Genomic DNA, 18,770 nt, shown 5'->3' on the forward strand with positions numbered 1-18,770 from the left:
TTGATAGGCCGGATCTGGAAGCACCGTGAGGTGTGGAGGTGACCGGTACTAATAGGCCGAGGGCTTGTCCTCAGTTGCTCGCGTCCACTGTGTTGGTTCTGAAACCACGAACAACCCCATGTGCCACACATGGTGCGGTTGTCAGTTTCATAGTGTTTCGGTGGTCATAGCGTGAGGGAAACGCCCGGTTACATTCCGAACCCGGAAGCTAAGCCTTACAGCGCCGATGGTACTGCAGGGGGGACCCTGTGGGAGAGTAGGACGCCGCCGAACTCCTTTTGATAAAGAGCTGGTCCCCGAACCTTTGGTTCGGGGACCAGCTCTTTTTTGTTTTGCTTTACTTGCCGTTCACGTAGCGCCATGACTATTCGGTGCCATGGGCACAGTTGGAATGCTGCAAGCCGCCGGTGTCGGCGCCGGTGACGAAGTGATCGTGCCGGCCTTCGGCAACCCCGAGGTCGCCGAAGCCGTCGTACAGGCAGGCGCCGCTCCCGTCTTCGCGGACATCGACCCCGACACGTACTGCGTCGACCCCGCACACGTCGCCGCGTGCGTCAGCGAGCGGACCGCCGCCGTCATCGCCGTGCACCGCTTCGGGCACAGCGCCGACCTCGAGCGGCTGAGGGGAGTCACCCAGCGCCGCGGGCTGTTCCTGATGGAGCAGGGCGAATCCCAGCTGCCGTTCGAGGAAGTCGGCCGGCGACGCGCGTACGCGGCCTATCTGAACGCGCGGCTCAGCGGGCTGCGGACGCCCGCGGCGAGCGAACGGCACACCTATCAGCAGTACGTCGTGCGGGTACCCGGCAACGGGCGGCCCGACCGGGACGCCTTCGCTCGCGCCCTGCGGGGCAAGGGAGTCGAATGCAGCGTGCCGGTGAAGACACCGGTGCACCGCATGCCCGCCTTCCGGCGGGACGTGGAACTGCCCGAGACGGAACGCGCCGCCGACGAAACACTGGCACTCACCCTCGACACGGCACTGTCCAAGCGGCAGATGCAACGGGTCGTCTCCGCCTGCAACGCACTCGGCGGATTGCTCCAACCCGCCTTCTAGCGCAGCCTTCGCGGGCCGTGCGATCGATGGTTCGAAGCGACCTGATCTTCGGGTATGCTTTAACTCGTTGGCGCGCGGAAAACCGCGAAAGCGACAAGCCCCTATAGCTCAGTCGGTAGAGCGTCTCCATGGTAAGGAGAAGGTCAGCGGTTCGATTCCGCTTGGGGGCTCAGGAATTGAGGCCCCCGCCCTGGAAACAGGGCGGGGGCTTTTTGCCTTTCCCCCCGCCCCTCCGGCGTCAGTCGTGGTGCAGGCCCGGTACGCGCATCGTCAGGATCGCCATGTCGTCGGACGGGGCGTCAGCGGCGAAGCGCTCCACCGCGCGCATGATGCGGGCGGCCACGGCGCCGGCCGTCAGCCCCGTACACGTCGACAGGACTTCGGCGAGACCGTCGTCGCCCAGCATGCGAGTGCCCTCACGGCGCTCCGTGATGCCGTCCGTGACGCACAGCAGGACATCGCCCGCGTCCAGCGTCATCGTCTGCTCGTACAGCTCCAGATCGTCCATCACGCCGAGCAGCGGCTGCGGCTCGGCGAACGGGACGACCGTGCCGTCCTGGCGCAGACGCAGCGGAAGCGGATGACCGGCACAGACCATCTTCAGGACCGCCGAGCCGTCCTCCTGCGGCCACAACTCCCCGTAGAGCAGCGTCAGGAAGCGGCTGCGGGCGCCCTCGTCGAGGATCGCCGCGTTCAGCCGCTCCAGGACCGCCGGGCCGCCGAAGCCCTCGCGGGCCAGCAGGCGCAGCGCATGCCGGGCCAGGCCCGTCACCGCGGCCGCCTCCGGGCCCGTGCCGCACACGTCGCCGATCGCGAAGCCGTACGCGCCGTCGCGGATCGGGAAGAGGTCGTAGAAGTCGCCGCCCACCTCGTTGCCCTCGCCGGCCGCGCGGTAGATGACCTCCACCTCGACGCCCGGGACGTCAGGGAGCTCCGGCGGGAGGAGGCTGCGCTGGAGGGACTGGCTGATCGCCATGCGCTCCGAGTACAGGCGGGCGTTGTCGAGAGCCAGGGCCGCTCTGCGGCTCAAGTCCTCGGCCAGTTCCAGGATCTCCTGGCGGAAGTGCTCGTCCGTCGGCTTGCCGAGCGTCAGCATGCCGATGACACGGTTGCGGGCGACCAGAGGGAGGACGACCGTCTCGCCGCCCACCGCCGACGCCGTGGCGAGCGTCGTACCGATACCGGAGGTCACGCTCGTCGGCTCGTTCAGGCCGAGGCTTCTCATCGACGTACGCAGTGCCGCCTGATGGGCCGCCTCCGCGGGCGCCGGCCAGACGCGCGCGCCGGGCGTGGGCACGGGCTCCGGCGGGGCGATCTTGGAGAGGAGCGCCTTGAGGCCGTCGATGCGCTCCTCGTCCTCGTGCAGGACGTACGAGAGGTACGGGTCCGAGGCCTGGTCGGCGATCGTGTACACCGCGCACCAGGTCGCCAGCGTCGGCACCGTCATCTGGGCCATCAGCGCCAGCGTCTGGTCCCGGTCGAGCGTGCCGGCCAGCAGATCGGACGCCTCCACCAGGAAACTCAGCGAACCGCGGCGCAGCTTCTCCAGCTCGCCGAGACGCGCCGATTCGACGGCCAGCGCGATACGGTCCGCCGCGAACTGGAGGCGAAGGGCTTCTTCGTTGGAGTAGCGGTCCGGCGACTCGGCCGCGACACCGAGCGAGCCGGTCAGGCGGCCCTCGACCTTGAGGGGGACCGTCACGACCGAACGCATGCCCGTGCCGTTCAGCAGCGGGACGGCGCCCGGGACTTGGGTGAGGTCCTCGTGGACGGCCGGCATGCGCGCCGAGCCGTAGCGGCCGGGGCCCACCTCGACGGGCACGCGCGCGAAGCGCTGACGGGCCGAGGGCAGACCGGTGGAGGCGCGGACCTCCAGCTCCGTCTCGTCGTCCGTGGCCAGCAGCAGGAAGGCCGAATCGCCGTCGAGCATGTCGCGGGCCCGCTCCACCGTGCGCTGGAGCAGGCCGTCCAGGTCGTCGGGGGCGGGGGAGCCGATGAAGACCTCGAACGGGTCGGAGCCCTGACTGTCCGACGACCCGCTGTCGGGCGCCGGGACGCGCAGCGGCGTCTGCAGCACGGCGCGCTCGTGATCGCGAACGAGCAGGCAGACCGTCGAGGGCTCACCGTCGGTGTCGCGGACCCGCAGATGGGAGGCGTAGACGGGGAGGACACGGCCGGTGGCCGCACGGATGCCGTAACTGCCCTCCCAGCGCGAGAGTTGGAGCGCGTCGGCGATGCCCGTGCTGGTGCCCGGCGTGTGCGGCCAGGCCGCGAAGTCGGTGAGGGGCTTGCCGGTGACCTGGTCGGCTGGATAGCCGAAAAGGCGCTCCGCGTCCTCGTTCCACGACGTGACCGCGCCGGTCTTGTCGATCTGCACGACGGCGACGCGCACCCGCTCGTCGGCGAGCGGCAGCAGATCGGTGGGGACCACGGGGCCGGCCGCGCGCGTGCCCACCGAGCGCTCCGGCAGGTCGAGTTGGAACCAGACCTGCTTGTGCGTGGCCGAATAGTCCACTCCCCAGCGGCCCGCGAGCGCGGCACAGAGCTGGAGACCGCGGCCGCCCTCGCGGTCGGGACTGCCCATGTTGATCGCCGAGGACTGGAGCGGGATCTCGCGTTCCGGATAGCGGTCGGAGACTTCGATGCGTACGTGGTCGTCACTGCGCAGGCACAGAACGTCCGCGGATGTGCCCGCGTGCACCACGGCATTCGTCACGAGTTCGCTGGTCAGCACCACGGCGTCGTCGATGATGTCGGCGTAGCCCCACCCCTGGAGGGTGTCGCGCACGAAGGATCGGGCGGTCGCGACGGACCGCCCGACGGGCTCGAAGGTGGCAGCCGCACGCGCGGTGATCACAGAACTCCCTGTACGCGTTGAACTCGATGTACTCGCCGTACCCGCCGCAGCACTCGCTGTACGAATGTCGAGGCCCAGGTCTCCCGTACCCATGTCTCGGCCGCCCCTCCGATGCCCGCTCGTTTTCCGCCACCGCCCAGGTCGGGCCGACCGGGGTGGGTGGACAGCCGTATGCCAGGTTACTTACCTTCGCCGTCCATGCGGATGCCGGTCGCCAGTGTTTCCGCCCGGAGGGTGTGCGGACGGTGTGCGAAGCTGCCGAACTGTTATGGCCTGGTTCAGCCATGGTGAAACACTGGGCAGGCTTCTGAAGAGAACGCATCGAATGACGGGTGCGGAGGTAGAAGCGCATCTGGGCACAGCCGAGCTACCCGAGCAGTACAGGTCGATCCCTGCGGGAGGGACACAGTGGAGTCTGGCGCAGCGACGCGGGGCAAGAAAACGCGCGCAGAAGGCGGACAGTCCCTGGCGAAACAGCGCAAATCGCGCAACGGCAGCGGGACGACGACGGTCGACAGCGCGGCGCTGAACCGGCTGCTCGCCGGTCTCGTCGCCATGCGGGACGGCAATTTCCGCAAGCGCCTCACGGTCAACGGCGACGGCGTGATGTCGGAGATCGCCGCTGTCTTCAACGAGGTGGCCGACCGGAATCTGCACCTCACCGGCGAGCTGTCGCGGGTGCGGCGGATGGTCGGACGTGAGGGAAAGCTCACGGAGCGGCTTGAGACCGGCGCGTGCGAGGGCTCGTGGGCCTCGGCGATCAACGCGTCGAACGCGCTCGTCGACGACCTCGTACGCCCCGTGTCCGAGGTGGGGCGGGTGCTCACGGCGGTCGCCGAGGGCGATCTGTCGCCCCGTATGGAGCTGCGGGCGCAGGTGCCCGAAGGGGCGGGGCATCCGCTGCGCGGGGAGTTCCTGAAGGTCGGACGGACGGTCAACAACCTCGTCGACCAGCTCTCGACCTTCACGGACGAGGTCACGCGTGTCGCGAGCGAGGTCGGGACCGAGGGCAAGCTGGGCGGGCAGGCGCGCGTACGCGGAATGTCCGGTTCGTGGAAAGACCTGACCGACTCGGTCAACACCATGGCGTACCGGCTGACCGCGCAGGTGCGTGACATTGCTCTCGTCACCACCGCGGTGGCCAAGGGTGACTTGTCCCGGAAGGTCACGGTTCACGTCGCGGGCGAGATGCTCGAACTGAAGAACACCGTGAACACCATGGTGGACCAGTTGTCGTCCTTCTCCTCCGAGGTCACGCGCGTGGCGCGCGAGGTGGGCACGGAGGGCGAGCTCGGTGGCCAGGCGCAGGTGCCCGGTGTGGCCGGTGTGTGGAAGGACCTCACCGATTCGGTGAACCTCATGGCCGGCAACCTGACGGCCCAGGTGCGAGGGATCGCCCAGGTCACCACGGCGGTGGCCAACGGCGACCTGTCCCAGAAGGTGACGGTGTCCGCGCGGGGCGAGGTCGCCCAGCTCGCCGAGACCATCAACCAGATGACCGAGACGCTGCGCACGTTCGCCGACGAGGTCACGCGTGTCGCCAACGAGGTGGGCGCCGAGGGCCAGCTCGGCGGCCAGGCCAATGTGCCGGGCGCGGCCGGGACCTGGAAGGACCTGACCGACTCCGTCAACACCGTCTTCAGAAACCTGACCACTCAGGTGCGCGACATCGCGACCGTCACCACGGCGGTGGCCAACGGTGATCTCTCCCAGAAGGTCACCGTCGACGTCGCGGGCGAGATGCTGGAGCTGAAGAACACCGTCAACACGATGGTGGACCAGCTCTCCGCCTTCGGTTCCGAAGTGACCCGTGTGGCCCGGGAGATCGGTGTCGAGGGTGAGCTGGGCGGCCAGGCGCTCGTCGTGGGCGCCGCCGGTACCTGGAAGGACCTGACGGACTCCGTCAACACGGCCTTCCGCAACCTGACCGGACAGGTGCGCAACATCGCGCAGGTGACGACGGCCGTGGCCAACGGCGACCTGTCGCAGAAGGTCACCGTGGACGTCTCCGGCGAGATGCTCCAGCTGAAGAACACCGTGAACACGATGGTGGACCAGCTGTCGTCGTTCGCCGACCAGGTGACCCGGATGGCCCGGGACGTGGGCACGGAGGGCCGGCTCGGCGGTCAGGCCCGCGTGGACGGGGTGAGCGGCACGTGGAAGGAGCTCACCGACTCCGTCAACTTCATGGCCGGCAACCTGACGTCGCAGGTGCGGCAGATCGCTCAGGTCACCACGGCCGTGGCGCGCGGTGACCTGTCGCAGAAGATCGACGTCGACGCGCGCGGCGAGATCCTGGAGCTGAAGAACACCATCAACACGATGGTCGACCAGCTGTCCGCCTTCGCCGACCAGGTCACGCGGGTCGCCCGCGAAGTGGGCACGGAAGGACGCCTGGGCGGTCAGGCGCAGGTGCCCGGCGTCGCCGGTGTGTGGCGCGACCTGACGGACTCCGTGAACGGCATGGCCGGCAACCTCACGGCCCAGGTGCGCAACATCGCGCAGGTCGCCACCGCGGTCGCGCGCGGTGACCTGTCGCAGAAGATCGACGTCGACGCGCGCGGCGAGATCCTGGAGCTGAAGAACACCCTCAACACGATGGTGGACCAGCTCTCGGCCTTCGCCGAGCAGGTCACGCGTGTCGCCCGTGAGGTGGGTACGGACGGCATCCTCGGCGGTCAGGCCGAGGTGCAGGGGGTGTCCGGTACCTGGAAGGACCTCACCCAGTCCGTGAACTTCATGGCGAACAACCTGACGCTCCAGGTGCGCAACATCGCCGAGGTCACCACGGCGGTCGCCCGCGGCGACCTGTCCAAGAAGATCACCGTCGACGCCAAGGGCGAGATCCTCGAACTCGTCACCACCGTGAACACGATGGTCGACCAGCTGTCGGCGTTCGCGGAGCAGGTGAACCGGGTCGCCCGTGAGGTGGGCACCGAGGGCCAGCTCGGCGGCCAGGCACGGGTTCCGGGCGTCACCGGCATCTGGAAGGACCTGAGCGACAACGTCAACCTGATGGCCAACAACCTGACCATGCAGGTGCGTAACATCTCCCAGGTCGCCAACGCCGTGGCCAACGGCGACCTGACCCGTACGGTCACCATCGAGGCGCGCGGCGAGGTCGCCCAGCTCGCCGACACGTTCAACACGATGGTGAAGACGCTGAGTTCGTTCGCCGACCAGGTCACGAAGGTGGCCCGTGAGGTGGGTACGGACGGCATCCTCGGCGGCCAGGCCCGCGTACCCGGCGTGGCCGGCACGTGGAAGGACCTCACCGAGTCCGTGAACGGCATGGCCTCGAACCTCACCGGCCAGGTCCGCAACATCGCGATGGTCACGACCGCCATCGCCAAGGGCGACCTGACCAAGAAGATCGACATCGACGCGCGGGGCGAGATCCTCGAACTGAAGACGACGATCAACACGATGGTCGACCAGCTGTCGTCCTTCGCCGACCAGGTCACCCGGGTCGCCCGCGAGGTGGGCACCGAGGGCCAGCTGGGAGGCCAGGCACGCGTGCGCGACGTCGACGGCACCTGGCGCGACCTGACCGAGTCCGTGAACGAGATGGCCGGGAACCTGACCCGTCAGGTGCGCGCCATCGCGGCCGTGGCCACCGCGGTGACCCGCGGCGATCTCAACCTCAAGATCGACGTCGACGCGGCGGGCGAGATCCAGGTCCTCCAGGACAACATCAACAAGATGATCTCGAACCTGCGCGACACCACGATCGCCAACGAGGAGCAGGACTGGCTCAAGGGCAACCTGGCCCGCATCTCGGGTCTGCTCCAGGGCCGCCGCGACCTCGACGACGTGGCCTCGCTCATCATGAGCGAGCTGACGCCGGTGGTCTCCGCGCAGCACGGCGCGTTCTTCCTGGCGATGCCGCTGGACGACGGCGCCGACGCGGCGAGCAGCGACGAGGACGCGTACGAGCTGCGCATGCTCGGCAGCTACGGCTACTCCATGGGCTCCATGCCGACCTCCTTCCGGCCCGGCGAGACGCTCATCGGCACGGCCGCCCAGGAGAAGCGCACGATCCTCGTGGACAACGCGCCGAGCGGCTACCTGAAGATCGCGTCGGGTCTCGGGGAGGCGCCGCCCGCGCAGGTCATCGTGATCCCGGTGCTCTTCGAGGGCACGGTGCTCGGCGTGATCGAGCTGGCGTCCTTCACGCCGTTCGCGCAGATCCAGAAGGACTTCCTCAACCAGATCGCCGAGATGATCGCGACGAGCGTCAACACCATCTCCGTGAACACCAAGACCGAGGTGCTGCTGAAGCAGTCCCAGGAGCTGACCGAGCAACTCAGGGAGCGCTCGGCCGAGTTGGAGAACCGGCAGAAGGCCCTCCAGGCGTCCAACGCCGAGCTGGAGGAGAAGGCCGAACTACTGGCCCAGCAGAACCGGGACATCGAGGTCAAGAACACCGAGATCGAAGAGGCGCGGCAGGTCCTCGAGGAGCGCGCCGAGCAGCTCGCGGTGTCGATGCGCTACAAGAGCGAGTTCCTCGCGAACATGTCGCACGAGCTGCGCACCCCGCTCAACTCGCTGCTGATCCTCGCCAAGCTGCTCGCCGACAACGCCGACGCGAACCTCACGCCGAAGCAGGTCGAGTTCGCCGAGACGATCCACGGAGCGGGCTCCGACCTGCTCCAGCTGATCAACGACATCCTGGACCTGTCGAAGGTCGAGGCGGGCAAGATGGACGTCTCGCCGACGCGGATCGCCCTGGTGCAGCTCGTCGACTACGTGGAGGCCACGTTCCGGCCGCTGACCGCGGAGAAGCAACTCGACTTCTCCGTACGGGTGTCGCCGGAACTGCCCACCACGCTCCACACCGACGAACAGCGCCTCCTCCAGGTACTGCGCAACCTGCTCTCCAACGCGGTGAAGTTCACCGACTCCGGAGCGGTCGAGCTGGTCATCAGGCCGGCCGGGAACGACGTGCCGAACGCGATCCGTGAACAGCTCCTGGAAGCGGGGTCGTTGCAGGACGCGGACGCGGACCTGATCGCGTTCTCGGTCACCGATACCGGTATCGGCATCGCGGCCAGCAAGATGCGGGTCATCTTCGAGGCGTTCAAGCAGGCCGACGGCACGACCAGCCGCAAGTACGGCGGTACGGGTCTCGGGCTCTCCATCAGCCGGGAGATCGCCCGCCTGCTGGGCGGCGAGATCCACGCGGCGAGCGAGCCCGGCCGCGGCTCCACGTTCACGTTGTACCTGCCGCTGCACCCGAGCGAGCTGCCGCCCCAGGGGTACGCGCAGCTGGCCCCGGCCGTCGAGCCGGGACGGCCGCTCGCCCTGGACGCGGCGCCCGAGCCGGCCGCCGAGGTGGAGACCCCGGCCGAGGTGAAGTCGTACCGGGAGACGCAGAACGGCGCCGCCGCGCTCTTCAGGCGCCGTCGCAGGGCCGTCCCGGAGCCCGAGCCGCGAGAGGCCCTGCCGGGCCGGTCCGGGGCCGCTCAGGAGCCGTGGGAGGGCTTGGCCGAGGAGATCCCCGCGCCGAAACCGCGGCGCGGCTTCACGTTCGGCGGTGAGAAGGTGCTCATCGTCGACGACGACATCCGCAACGTCTTCGCGCTGACCAGCGTTCTCGAGCAGCACGGGCTGTCGGTGCTGTACGCGGAGAACGGCCGGGAGGGCATCGAAGTCCTGGAGCAGCACGACGATGTGACGGTCGTGCTGATGGACATCATGATGCCGGAGATGGACGGTTACGCGACGACCACGGCGATCCGCAGGATGCCCCAGTTCGCCGGTCTGCCGATCATCGCGCTCACCGCGAAGGCGATGAAGGGCGACCGGGAGAAGGCCATCGAATCGGGCGCCTCCGACTACGTCACGAAGCCGGTCGACCCGGATCATTTGCTCTCTGTGATGGAACAGTGGATGCGCGGTGAGTGATGGGAAAACGGAATTTTCACGCAGAGTTGCTGACTGAGTGTGGCCGAGGCCGTGTAGAAGTGCGGTGTACGGGGAACCTTCTGGTCCCCCACCGCGTTTCTGCTACGTGCACAGTGACATCGCGGTGACAGGGTGTGGCGACAGGCGGGGTGCGGCTACCATGACCGGCACAAGGACGGGCGGCGCAAGGGAGTCGTTCCCCGGGGCGGCGACAGGAGCCTCCCCGAGTCCTGCGGACAGGGGCGGCCCCATGCCGGGGCGAGGAGGGCGGGCCATGGTGCAGAAGGCCAAGATCCTCCTGGTCGATGACCGGCCGGAGAATCTGCTGGCGCTGGAGGCCATCCTCTCTGCGCTCGATCAGACGCTGGTGCGGGCATCGTCCGGGGAGGAAGCGCTCAAGGCGCTGCTCACGGACGACTTCGCGGTCATTCTGCTCGACGTTCAGATGCCGGGAATGGATGGTTTCGAGACCGCGGCGCACATCAAGCGCCGAGAGCGGACACGGGACATCCCGATCATCTTCCTCACAGCGATCAACCACGGGCCGCACCACACCTTCCGGGGGTACGCGGCCGGCGCGGTGGACTACATCTCCAAGCCGTTCGACCCGTGGGTGCTGCGAGCGAAGGTCTCGGTCTTCGTCGAGCTGTACATGAAGAACTGCCAGCTGCGGGAGCAGGCGGCACTGCTGCGGCTCCAGCTGGAGGGCGGCGGCAAGGCGGTCGGCGACGCGAAGGAGCCCGCCGGGCTGCTCGCCGAGCTGTCCGCGCGGCTCGCGGCCGTCGAGGAGCAGGCCGAAGCGCTCTCCAAGCAGCTCGACGACGAGTCGGCGGACGCGGCCGCGGTGGCCACGGCCGCCCATCTGGAGCGCAAGCTCACCGGTCTGCGCAGAGCGCTCGACGCGCTGGAGCCCGGCACCGGCAGCGGCACGCCGTCCGTCCCGTCCCAGAACTGAGCAGCCGCCCCGGCTTTGAGGGCGCGTCACCTCACACGGCATCAGACCGCGACACAAACGGGTGAAGCCGCGACCACACGTGTCCCCGGCCTCGTCCCCCGGTAACCTCACACCCATGGCCTCACGTCCCGCAGCCAAGAAGACGCCCGCGAAGAAGGCGGCGGCGCCGGCCAAGGCTCCGGCGAAGAAGGCCGCTGCGAGAAAAGCGCCCGCGAAGAAGACCGCCGCCAAGAAGGCACCGGCCAAGAAGGCCGCTGCCAAGAAGCCCGTACCGAAGCCGGCCCCCAGCCCCACCGGCGGCCTCTACCGGCTCGTGCGCGCCGTGTGGCTCGGCGTCGCGCACAGCGTCGGCGCGATGTTCCGCGGCATAGGGCGGGGCGCGAAGGGGCTGGACCCCGCGCACCGCAAGGACGGACTGGCACTGCTGCTGCTCGGCGTCGCGCTGATCTGCGCCGCCGGCACCTGGTCCAATCTGCGCGGTCCCGTCGGGGACCTCGTCGAGATGCTGGTGACCGGCGCGTTCGGCCGGCTCGATCTGCTGGTGCCGCTGCTGCTCGGCTTCATCGCGGTGCGCCTGATCCTGCACCCGGAGAAGCCCGAGGCGAACGGGCGGATCGTCATCGGCCTGTCGGCGCTGGTCGTCGGCGTGCTCGGCCAGGTCCACATCGCCTGCGGTTCGCCCGCGCGCAGCGACGGCATGCAGGCCATACAGGACGCGGGCGGCCTCATCGGCTGGGCCGCGGCGACCCCGCTGAGCTTCACCATGACCCAGGTGCTCGCGGTCCCGATGCTCGTGCTGCTCACCGTCTTCGGACTGCTCGTGGTCACCGCGACGCCGGTCAACGCGATCCCGCAGCGGCTGCGGCTGCTCGGCGTCCGCCTCGGCATCGTGCACGACGACACGCTCGTCGGGGAGGCCGTGGAGGGCGAGTACGACGAGGAGTGGCGCGAGGCCGCGCCCGCGCGCGGGAGGCGGCGCCCGGCGGCCCAGGAGGAGCCACAGGCGTACGACCCCGACCGGATAGAGGAAGACGCGCTCTCCAAGCGGCGCAGGCCCCGGCGCGCGTCCGTGCAGCCCGCCATGGAGCGCCCCATGGACGCCGTCGACGTGGCCGCGGCCGCCGCGGCGGCTCTCGACGGTGCCGTGCTGCACGGGATGCCGCCGTCGCCGCTCGTCGCCGACCTCACCCAGGGCGTCGGCGGGGACCGGGCGGGGGAGCGGACCGGGGACGCCTCCGCGCCGGAGCGCACGGCGCCCGTACCGACCGCGCGCGGCAAAAAAGCCGCGCCGGCCGTCCCGGAGCCCGAGACGCCGTCCAAGCTGGCCGTGCCGGACCTGACGAAGTCCTCGCCCGACGCACCGCGCGACCTGCCCCCGCGCGCCGAGCAGCTCCAGCTCGCGGGCGACATCACGTACTCGCTGCCGTCGCTCGACCTGCTGACCCGCGGCGGACCGGGCAAGTCGCGCAGCGCCGCCAACGACGCCGTCGTCGAATCGCTGTCGACGGTCTTCACCGAGTTCAAGGTCGACGCCGCCGTCACCGGCTTCACGCGCGGTCCGACGGTCACCCGGTACGAGGTCGAGCTCGGCCCCGCGGTGAAGGTCGAGAAGATCACCGCGCTGGCCAAGAACATCGCGTACGCCGTCGCCTCCCCGGACGTGCGGATCATCAGCCCGATCCCCGGCAAGTCCGCGGTCGGCATCGAGATCCCGAACACGGACCGCGAGATGGTCAACGTCGGGGACGTGCTGCGCCTCGCCGACGCCGCCGAGGACGACCACCCGATGCTGGTCGCGCTCGGCAAGGACGTCGAGGGCGGCTACGTGATGGCGAACATGGCGAAGATGCCGCACATCCTGGTCGCGGGCGCCACCGGCTCCGGAAAGTCGTCCTGCATCAACTGCCTGATCACCTCGATCATGGTGCGGGCGACCCCCGAGGACGTGCGGATGGTCCTCGTCGACCCCAAGCGCGTGGAGCTGACCGCGTACGAGGGGATTCCGCACCTCATCACGCCGATCATCACCAACCCCAAGCGGGCCGCCGAGGCGCTGCAGTGGGTCGTGCGCGAGATGGATCTGCGCTACGACGACCTCGCGGCCTTCGGCTACCGGCACATCGACGACTTCAACCAGGCGATCCGCGACGGCAAGCTCAAGACGCCCGAGGGCAGTGAGCGGGAGCTGAAGCCGTACCCGTACCTGCTGGTCATCGTCGACGAGCTCGCCGACCTGATGATGGTCGCGCCGCGCGACGTGGAAGACGCGATCGTGCGCATCACGCAGCTCGCGCGTGCGGCCGGCATCCATCTGGTGCTCGCCACCCAGCGGCCGTCCGTCGACGTCGTCACCGGCCTGATCAAGGCCAACGTGCCCTCGCGGCTCGCCTTCGCCACCTCCTCGCTCGCCGACAGCCGCGTCATCCTGGACCAGCCGGGCGCCGAGAAGCTGATCGGCAAGGGCGACGGGCTCTTCCTCCCCATGGGCGCGAACAAGCCGACCCGTATGCAGGGCGCCTTCGTCACCGAGGACGAGATCCACGCCGTCGTGCAGCACTGCAAGGACCAGATGGCGCCCGTCTTCCGCGAGGACGTCGTCGTGGGCACCAAGCAGAAGAAGGAGATCGACGAGGACATCGGCGACGACCTGGAGCTGCTGTGCGCGGCGGCCGAGCTGGTCGTCTCCACCCAGTTCGGGTCCACGTCCATGCTCCAGCGCAAGCTGCGCGTGGGCTTCGCGAAGGCCGGCCGGCTGATGGACCTCATGGAGTCGCGCAGCATCGTCGGCCCGAGCGAGGGGTCCAAGGCGCGGGACGTGCTCGTGAAGCCGGACGAACTCGATGGAGTGCTCGCGGTGATCCGCGGGGAGGCTCATTCTTAGGCCGTTCGATCCCGGACCGAACGGCCCGGGATCGCTCGGTGCGGGACCGGCGCGATTTCGATGTCACTCGTAAGGGAATCGGGGGCAACCGTTTCCTCATCGCGTACGTCAAGTTGAGGGGAGGGGCGACGCCTTGTCGACCATCAGGACCTCGGGTCACACCGGTGGCTCTGATGGCGTACAAAGTCCGACCGCCCGGTTGCCCCACCCTTTCGTACCCCCCCTAGACTGAACCTCCAGCAGGTGGCTACACGCTCGAAAGGCGCCCCCGTGTCCATCGGCAACTCCCCTGAAGACGACCGCCCTTCGGAAGACCACACCCCGCAAGCGGGCGACGACCGGCCGTCGATCGGTCATGTCCTGCAGCAGGCACGCATCGCCGCGGGTCTCACCGTCGACGAGATCAGCCAGTCGACCCGGGTGCGCATCCCGATCGTTCACGCGATCGAACAGGACGATTTCTCGCGCTGTGGCGGCGACGTGTACGCGCGCGGCCACATCCGCACGCTCGCGCGTGCCGTGGACATCGATCCGGAGCCGCTGCTCGCCCAGTACGGCGCCGAGCACGGCGGCCGGCCCGCGCCGACACCGGCCACACCGCTGTTCGAGGCCGAGCGCATCCGCTCCGAGCCGCGCCGGCCGAACTGGACGGCCGCCATGGTCGCCGCGATCGTCGCTGTCATCGCCTTCGTGGGCTACACGGCGGTGAACGGCGGGGACGACGACGGTGACAAGCAGCAGGCCGCCGAGGGCGCGACGCCCAGCACCTCCAAGCCCGCGAGCCCCAAGCCGAAGCCCAGCACCAAGAAGCCCTCCGACCCGAAGCCGAACCCCTCGGACAGCGCCATCGCGGCCGCCCCGCGCGACAAGGTCACCGTCAAGATCAACGCGGCGGACGGGCGCAGCTGGATCTCCGCGAAGGACCACAACGGCCGCCTTCTGTTCGACGGAGTACTCGAACAGGGACAGTCGAAGACCTTCCAGGACAACCAGAAGGTCGACGTGGTGCTCGGTGACGCCGGTGCCGTCCAGCTGTACGTGAACGGGAAGAAGATCCAGGACGAGTTCCAGCCCGGCCAGGTCGAGCGGCTCACCTACACCAAGGGCGATCCCGAGGTCGGCTGAGGCCGAACCGGTGGCCTCGGCGATCTCCCGGTAACCCTCCCGGCGAGGGGTGTCAGTGGGACGAAGTAGTCTTGAGTCCATGCCCGAACGCCGTACCGTCGCACTCGTCACCCTTGGCTGCGCCCGTAACGAGGTGGACTCGGAGGAGCTCGCAGGCCGCCTGGAGGCGGACGGCTGGGAGCTCGTCGAGGACGCCGAGTCCGCCGATGTCGCCGTCGTGAACACCTGTGGCTTCGTCGAGGCCGCCAAGAAGGACTCCGTCGACGCCCTCCTCGAAGCCAATGACCTCAAGGGGCACGGCAGAACCCAGGCCGTCGTGGCGGTGGGCTGCATGGCCGAGCGGTACGGCAAGGAGCTCGCCGAGGCCCTTCCCGAGGCCGACGGTGTGCTCGGCTTCGACGACTACGAGGACATCTCCGGCCGCCTCCAGACGATCCTGTCGGGCGGCAGCGTGGAGGCCCACGCCCCGCGCGACCGGCGCAAGCTGCTGCCCATCAGCCCGGCCGAGCGCCAGGAGGCCGGCTCCGGCATCGCGCTGCCGGGGCACGCCCCGGTGGTCCTCACCGAGCTGCCCGAGGGTGTCGCGCCCGCGTCCGGGCCGCGTGCGCCCCTGCGGCGCCGGCTCGACGGCGCGCCCGTGGCCTCCGTGAAGCTGGCCTCCGGCTGCGACCGGCGGTGCACCTTCTGCGCCATCCCGTCGTTCCGCGGCTCGTTCATCTCGCGCCGCCCCAGCGATGTGCTCAACGAGACGCGCTGGCTCGCCGAGCAGGGCGTCAAGGAGGTCATGCTGGTCTCCGAGAACAACACCTCGTACGGCAAGGACCTCGGTGACATCCGTCTCCTGGAGTCTCTGCTGCCCGAGCTGGCCGGTGTCGACGGGATCGAGCGGGTGCGGGTGAGCTACCTGCAGCCCGCCGAGATGCGGCCCGGTCTCATCGACGTGCTGACGGGGACCGACAAGGTCGTCCCGTACTTCGATCTCTCCTTCCAGCACTCCGCCCCCGCGGTGCTGCGCTCCATGCGTCGCTTCGGCGACACCGACCGCTTCCTGGAGCTGCTCGACACCATTCGGAGCAAGGCACCGCAGGCGGGTGTCCGGTCGAACTTCATCGTGGGCTTCCCCGGTGAGTCCGAGGCCGACTTCGCCGAGCTGGAGCGGTTCCTGAACGGCGCGCGGCTCGACGCCATCGGCGTCTTCGGCTACTCCGACGAGGAGGGCACGGAAGCGGCCACGTACGAGACCAAGCTGGACGAGGACGTCGTCGCCGAGCGGCTCGCGCGGGTGTCGCGCCTCGCCGAGCAGCTGGTGTCGCAGCGGGCCGAGGAGCGTCTGGGCGAGACCGTCGAGGTGCTCGTCGAGTCGGTGGACGCCGAGGACGGCGTGATCGGCCGCGGCGCGCACCAGGCGCCGGAGACGGACGGCCAGGTGCGGCTCACGAGCGGCGAGGGACTGACGGTCGGCCGTATGGTCGTGGCAAAGGTGGTCGGAACCGAGGGAGTGGACCTCGTCGCCGAGCCGCTCGACGGGCTTGAGGAGGCAGGCAGATGACCGGAGTGCCGGCATCCGCCGCAGGTGGCACCGGTAGGCCGGCGCCCGGCGGCAAGCTGGGCACTGCGGCCGTCAACCAGGCCAGCCTGTGGAACATCGCCAACATCCTGACCATGGTCCGGCTGCTCCTGGTGCCGGGCTTCGTGGTGCTGATGCTCGCCGACGGGGGCTACGACCCGGCGATGCGGGCGTGGGCCTGGGCGGCGTTCGCCGTCGCCATGATCACGGATGTCTTCGACGGGCATCTGGCCCGCACGTACAACCTGGTCACCGACTTCGGAAAGATCGCCGACCCCATCGCCGACAAGGCGATCATGGGAGCGGCGCTGATCTGTCTGTCCTCGCTCGGTGACCTGCCGTGGTGGGTGACCGGCGTCATCCTCGGTCGCGAACTGGGGATCACGCTGCTGCGCTTCGTGGTGATCAGGTACGGGGTCATCCCGGCCAGCCGCGGCGGCAAGATGAAGACCCTCGCGCAGGGCACGGCCGTGGGCATGTACGTGCTCGCGCTGACCGGGCCGCTCGCGACGTTCCGGTTCTGGGTGATGGCGGTCGCCGTGGTGCTCACCGTGGTGACCGGTCTCGACTACGTACGACAGGCGGTCGTGCTGCGCCGCGCCGGGCTGGCCGAGGCGCAGGCCGCCGCGGCGCTCTCCCCGGCCGCCGCCGGTGGCCAGACGCCCTCGGAGGCGGCCGAGAAGTGACGTACGGGGCTGCCGAGGCGCTGCGGTTGTTGACGGAGCGAGGGGAGACCCTTGCCGTCGCGGAGTCGCTGACCGGCGGTCTGGTGGCCGCGGAGCTGGTGGCGGTGCCCGGGGCCTCGAAGTCCTTCCGCGGTTCCGTCACCGCCTACGCCACCGAGCTCAAGCACACGGTGCTCGGCGTGGACGCGGCGCTGCTCGCCGCGCACGGCGCAGTCCACCCTGACGTGGCGCTCCAGATGGCCGCCGGAGTGCGCGACGCGCTCGGTGCGGACTGGGGGATCGCCACCACGGGTGTCGCGGGTCCCGAGCCCCAGGACGGGCAGCCCGTGGGCACCGTCTTCGTGGCGGTGGCCGGGCCCGAGGAGCCCGGCACGGGTGGTTTCCGGCATGCACGCGATTTCGCTGGTAGCCGCAAAGTGCTCGGACTGCGGTTGAACGGCGACCGGGCGGAAATTCGTAGAGAGAGTGTACGGAGCGTGCTCGGGCTGCTCACGGAAGAGCTGGTCGGAGCGCATTCCGGCGAACGTACTGGGAATGCGCGGACACAGGATACGGAACAGAACGGGGGGTTTTGATGTTTGCAGCCCTGAGTGAACACGACATCGCTCCCCGCACGGCCGCCGCCCAAGGCGGTACGGTGGGGCGTGAAGGATGCGGCTACGCGGTCCGAGGAGGGAGCCACCGATGATTCTGCTCCGTCGCCTGCTGGGTGACGTGCTGCGTCGGCAGCGCCAGCGCCAGGGCCGTACTCTGCGCGAAGTCTCCTCGTCCGCCCGAGTCTCGCTCGGCTATCTCTCCGAGGTGGAGCGGGGGCAGAAGGAGGCTTCCTCCGAGCTGCTCTCCGCGATCTGCGACGCGCTTGACGTACGGATGTCCGAGTTGATGCGCGAGGTGAGCGACGAGCTCGCTCTCGCGGAGCTGGCCGCGTCGGCGGCAGCGGTCCCGTCGGAACCGGTGACGGCGCCGGTTCGTCCGATGCTGAATTCCGTCTCCGTGACCGGCGTCCCGCCGGAACGGGTGACCATCAAGGCGCCTGCGGAGGCCGTCGACGTCGTAGCGGCGTAGCGGTTGCGCCCAGCATGAGCTTGGGAAAGCCCCGGTCGAGATCTTCGGCCGGGGCTTTTCGCTGTGCGCACGGCCGACGGCACCTGGGACGTTCGGCCCTCACACCTCCCTCGTATGTCCGTGTTAGTACGGATATGCCATTGTTGGTAATGGTTTCGAGATGGAGGTACGGATGTACGTCGTGAAGAGTCCCCTGTCCGACGCAGACCTGAAGACGGTCTCCGAGGCCCTGCAAGGTGCCCTGGTCGATCTGGTGGACCTCTCCCTGGTGGCGAAGCAGGTCCACTGGAACGTGGTCGGTCCCCGCTTCCGGTCCGTGCATCTGCAGCTGGACGAGGTGGTGGACACCGCGCGTCTGCACTCCGACACGGTGGCCGAGCGGGCCTCCACGCTCGGGGTGTCGCCGGACGGCAGGGCCGGGACCGTGGCCGCCACCAGCGGGATCGGCACGATCGCCGACGGCTGGGTCAAGGACGTGGACGCGGTGGGCACCCTCGTGGACGCCCTCGGCGCCGTGATCACCCGGATGCGGGAGCGGATCGACGCGACCGGCGATGCGGACCCCGTGAGCCAGGACATCTTCATCGCCATCACGGCGGACCTGGAGAAGCACCACTGGATGTTCCAGGCCGAGAACGGCGGCTGAGCCGCCGCCGCGCGATCGGGCGCGCGC

At 69.2% G+C, this 18,770-nt stretch carries 11 protein-coding genes, 1 tRNA gene and 1 rRNA gene; 12 read left to right on the forward strand and 1 reads right to left on the reverse strand.

Features of this window, described 5'->3' with window-relative positions; genetic code table 11:
* Window positions 1-156: 156 nt before the first annotated feature.
* The 3 genes from rrf to ABZ930_RS26830 all read left to right on the forward strand — a co-directional run bounded on the left by rrf (window position 157) and on the right by ABZ930_RS26830 (window position 1,224).
* Window positions 157-273 (forward strand): 5S ribosomal RNA (rrf, locus tag ABZ930_RS26820).
* A 118-nt stretch (window positions 274-391) separates the two neighbouring features.
* Window positions 392-1,054, forward strand: a complete 663-nt coding sequence (locus tag ABZ930_RS26825) for a DegT/DnrJ/EryC1/StrS family aminotransferase (RefSeq protein WP_361552893.1) — start codon at window positions 392-394, stop codon at window positions 1,052-1,054.
* A 97-nt stretch (window positions 1,055-1,151) separates the two neighbouring features.
* A tRNA-Thr gene (locus ABZ930_RS26830) sits at window positions 1,152-1,224 on the forward strand.
* Window positions 1,225-1,292: 68 nt separating this feature from the next.
* On the opposite strand, the gene ABZ930_RS26835 is transcribed toward ABZ930_RS26830, so the two are convergent.
* Complete coding sequence (locus tag ABZ930_RS26835) at window positions 1,293-3,911, reverse strand: SpoIIE family protein phosphatase (protein WP_361552714.1); 2,619 nt, start codon at window positions 3,909-3,911, stop codon at window positions 1,293-1,295.
* Window positions 3,912-4,319: 408 nt separating this feature from the next.
* Between ABZ930_RS26835 and ABZ930_RS26840 the strand changes: the two genes are divergently transcribed.
* From ABZ930_RS26840 to ABZ930_RS26880, 9 genes are all read left to right on the forward strand, one after another.
* Window positions 4,320-9,818, forward strand: a complete 5,499-nt coding sequence (locus ABZ930_RS26840) for a HAMP domain-containing protein (RefSeq protein ID WP_361552717.1) — start codon at window positions 4,320-4,322, stop codon at window positions 9,816-9,818.
* Window positions 9,819-10,092: 274 nt separating this feature from the next.
* Complete coding sequence (locus ABZ930_RS26845; RefSeq protein WP_353945113.1) at window positions 10,093-10,773, forward strand: response regulator; 681 nt, start codon at window positions 10,093-10,095, stop codon at window positions 10,771-10,773.
* Between the two features lie 115 nt (window positions 10,774-10,888).
* Window positions 10,889-13,654 (forward strand): DNA translocase FtsK, encoded by a 2,766-nt coding sequence (locus ABZ930_RS26850; protein WP_361552720.1) that lies wholly within the window; start codon window positions 10,889-10,891, stop codon window positions 13,652-13,654.
* Between the two features lie 270 nt (window positions 13,655-13,924).
* A complete protein-coding gene (locus tag ABZ930_RS26855) occupies window positions 13,925-14,779 on the forward strand; it encodes a helix-turn-helix domain-containing protein (RefSeq protein ID WP_361552723.1) in 855 nt (284 codons plus the stop codon).
* Window positions 14,780-14,858: 79 nt separating this feature from the next.
* Window positions 14,859-16,328 (forward strand): 30S ribosomal protein S12 methylthiotransferase RimO, encoded by a 1,470-nt coding sequence (gene rimO / locus ABZ930_RS26860; protein ID WP_361552726.1) that lies wholly within the window; start codon window positions 14,859-14,861, stop codon window positions 16,326-16,328.
* Complete coding sequence (gene pgsA / locus ABZ930_RS26865; RefSeq protein WP_361552729.1) at window positions 16,325-17,032, forward strand: CDP-diacylglycerol--glycerol-3-phosphate 3-phosphatidyltransferase; 708 nt, start codon at window positions 16,325-16,327, stop codon at window positions 17,030-17,032. The genes rimO and pgsA overlap by 4 nt, the downstream gene beginning before the upstream one ends.
* Window positions 17,029-17,607: a CinA family protein gene (locus tag ABZ930_RS26870; protein WP_361552732.1), complete on the forward strand. Its 579-nt coding sequence runs from the start codon at window positions 17,029-17,031 to the stop codon at window positions 17,605-17,607. Before pgsA ends, ABZ930_RS26870 begins: the two co-directional genes overlap by 4 nt.
* Window positions 17,608-17,716: 109 nt before the next feature.
* The gene (locus ABZ930_RS26875; RefSeq protein WP_361552735.1) at window positions 17,717-18,097 is read left to right on the forward strand and encodes a helix-turn-helix transcriptional regulator; all 381 of its coding nucleotides are present in this window, start codon (window positions 17,717-17,719) and stop codon (window positions 18,095-18,097) included.
* A gap of 172 nt (window positions 18,098-18,269) precedes the next feature.
* Entirely contained in the window at window positions 18,270-18,743 is a 474-nt protein-coding gene (locus ABZ930_RS26880; RefSeq protein WP_361552896.1) for a DNA starvation/stationary phase protection protein, read from the forward strand.
* Window positions 18,744-18,770 lie beyond the last annotated feature (27 nt).

It is taken from the genome of Streptomyces sp. NPDC046716 (assembly GCF_040645755.1).
GTDB lineage: Bacteria > Actinomycetota > Actinomycetes > Streptomycetales > Streptomycetaceae > Streptomyces.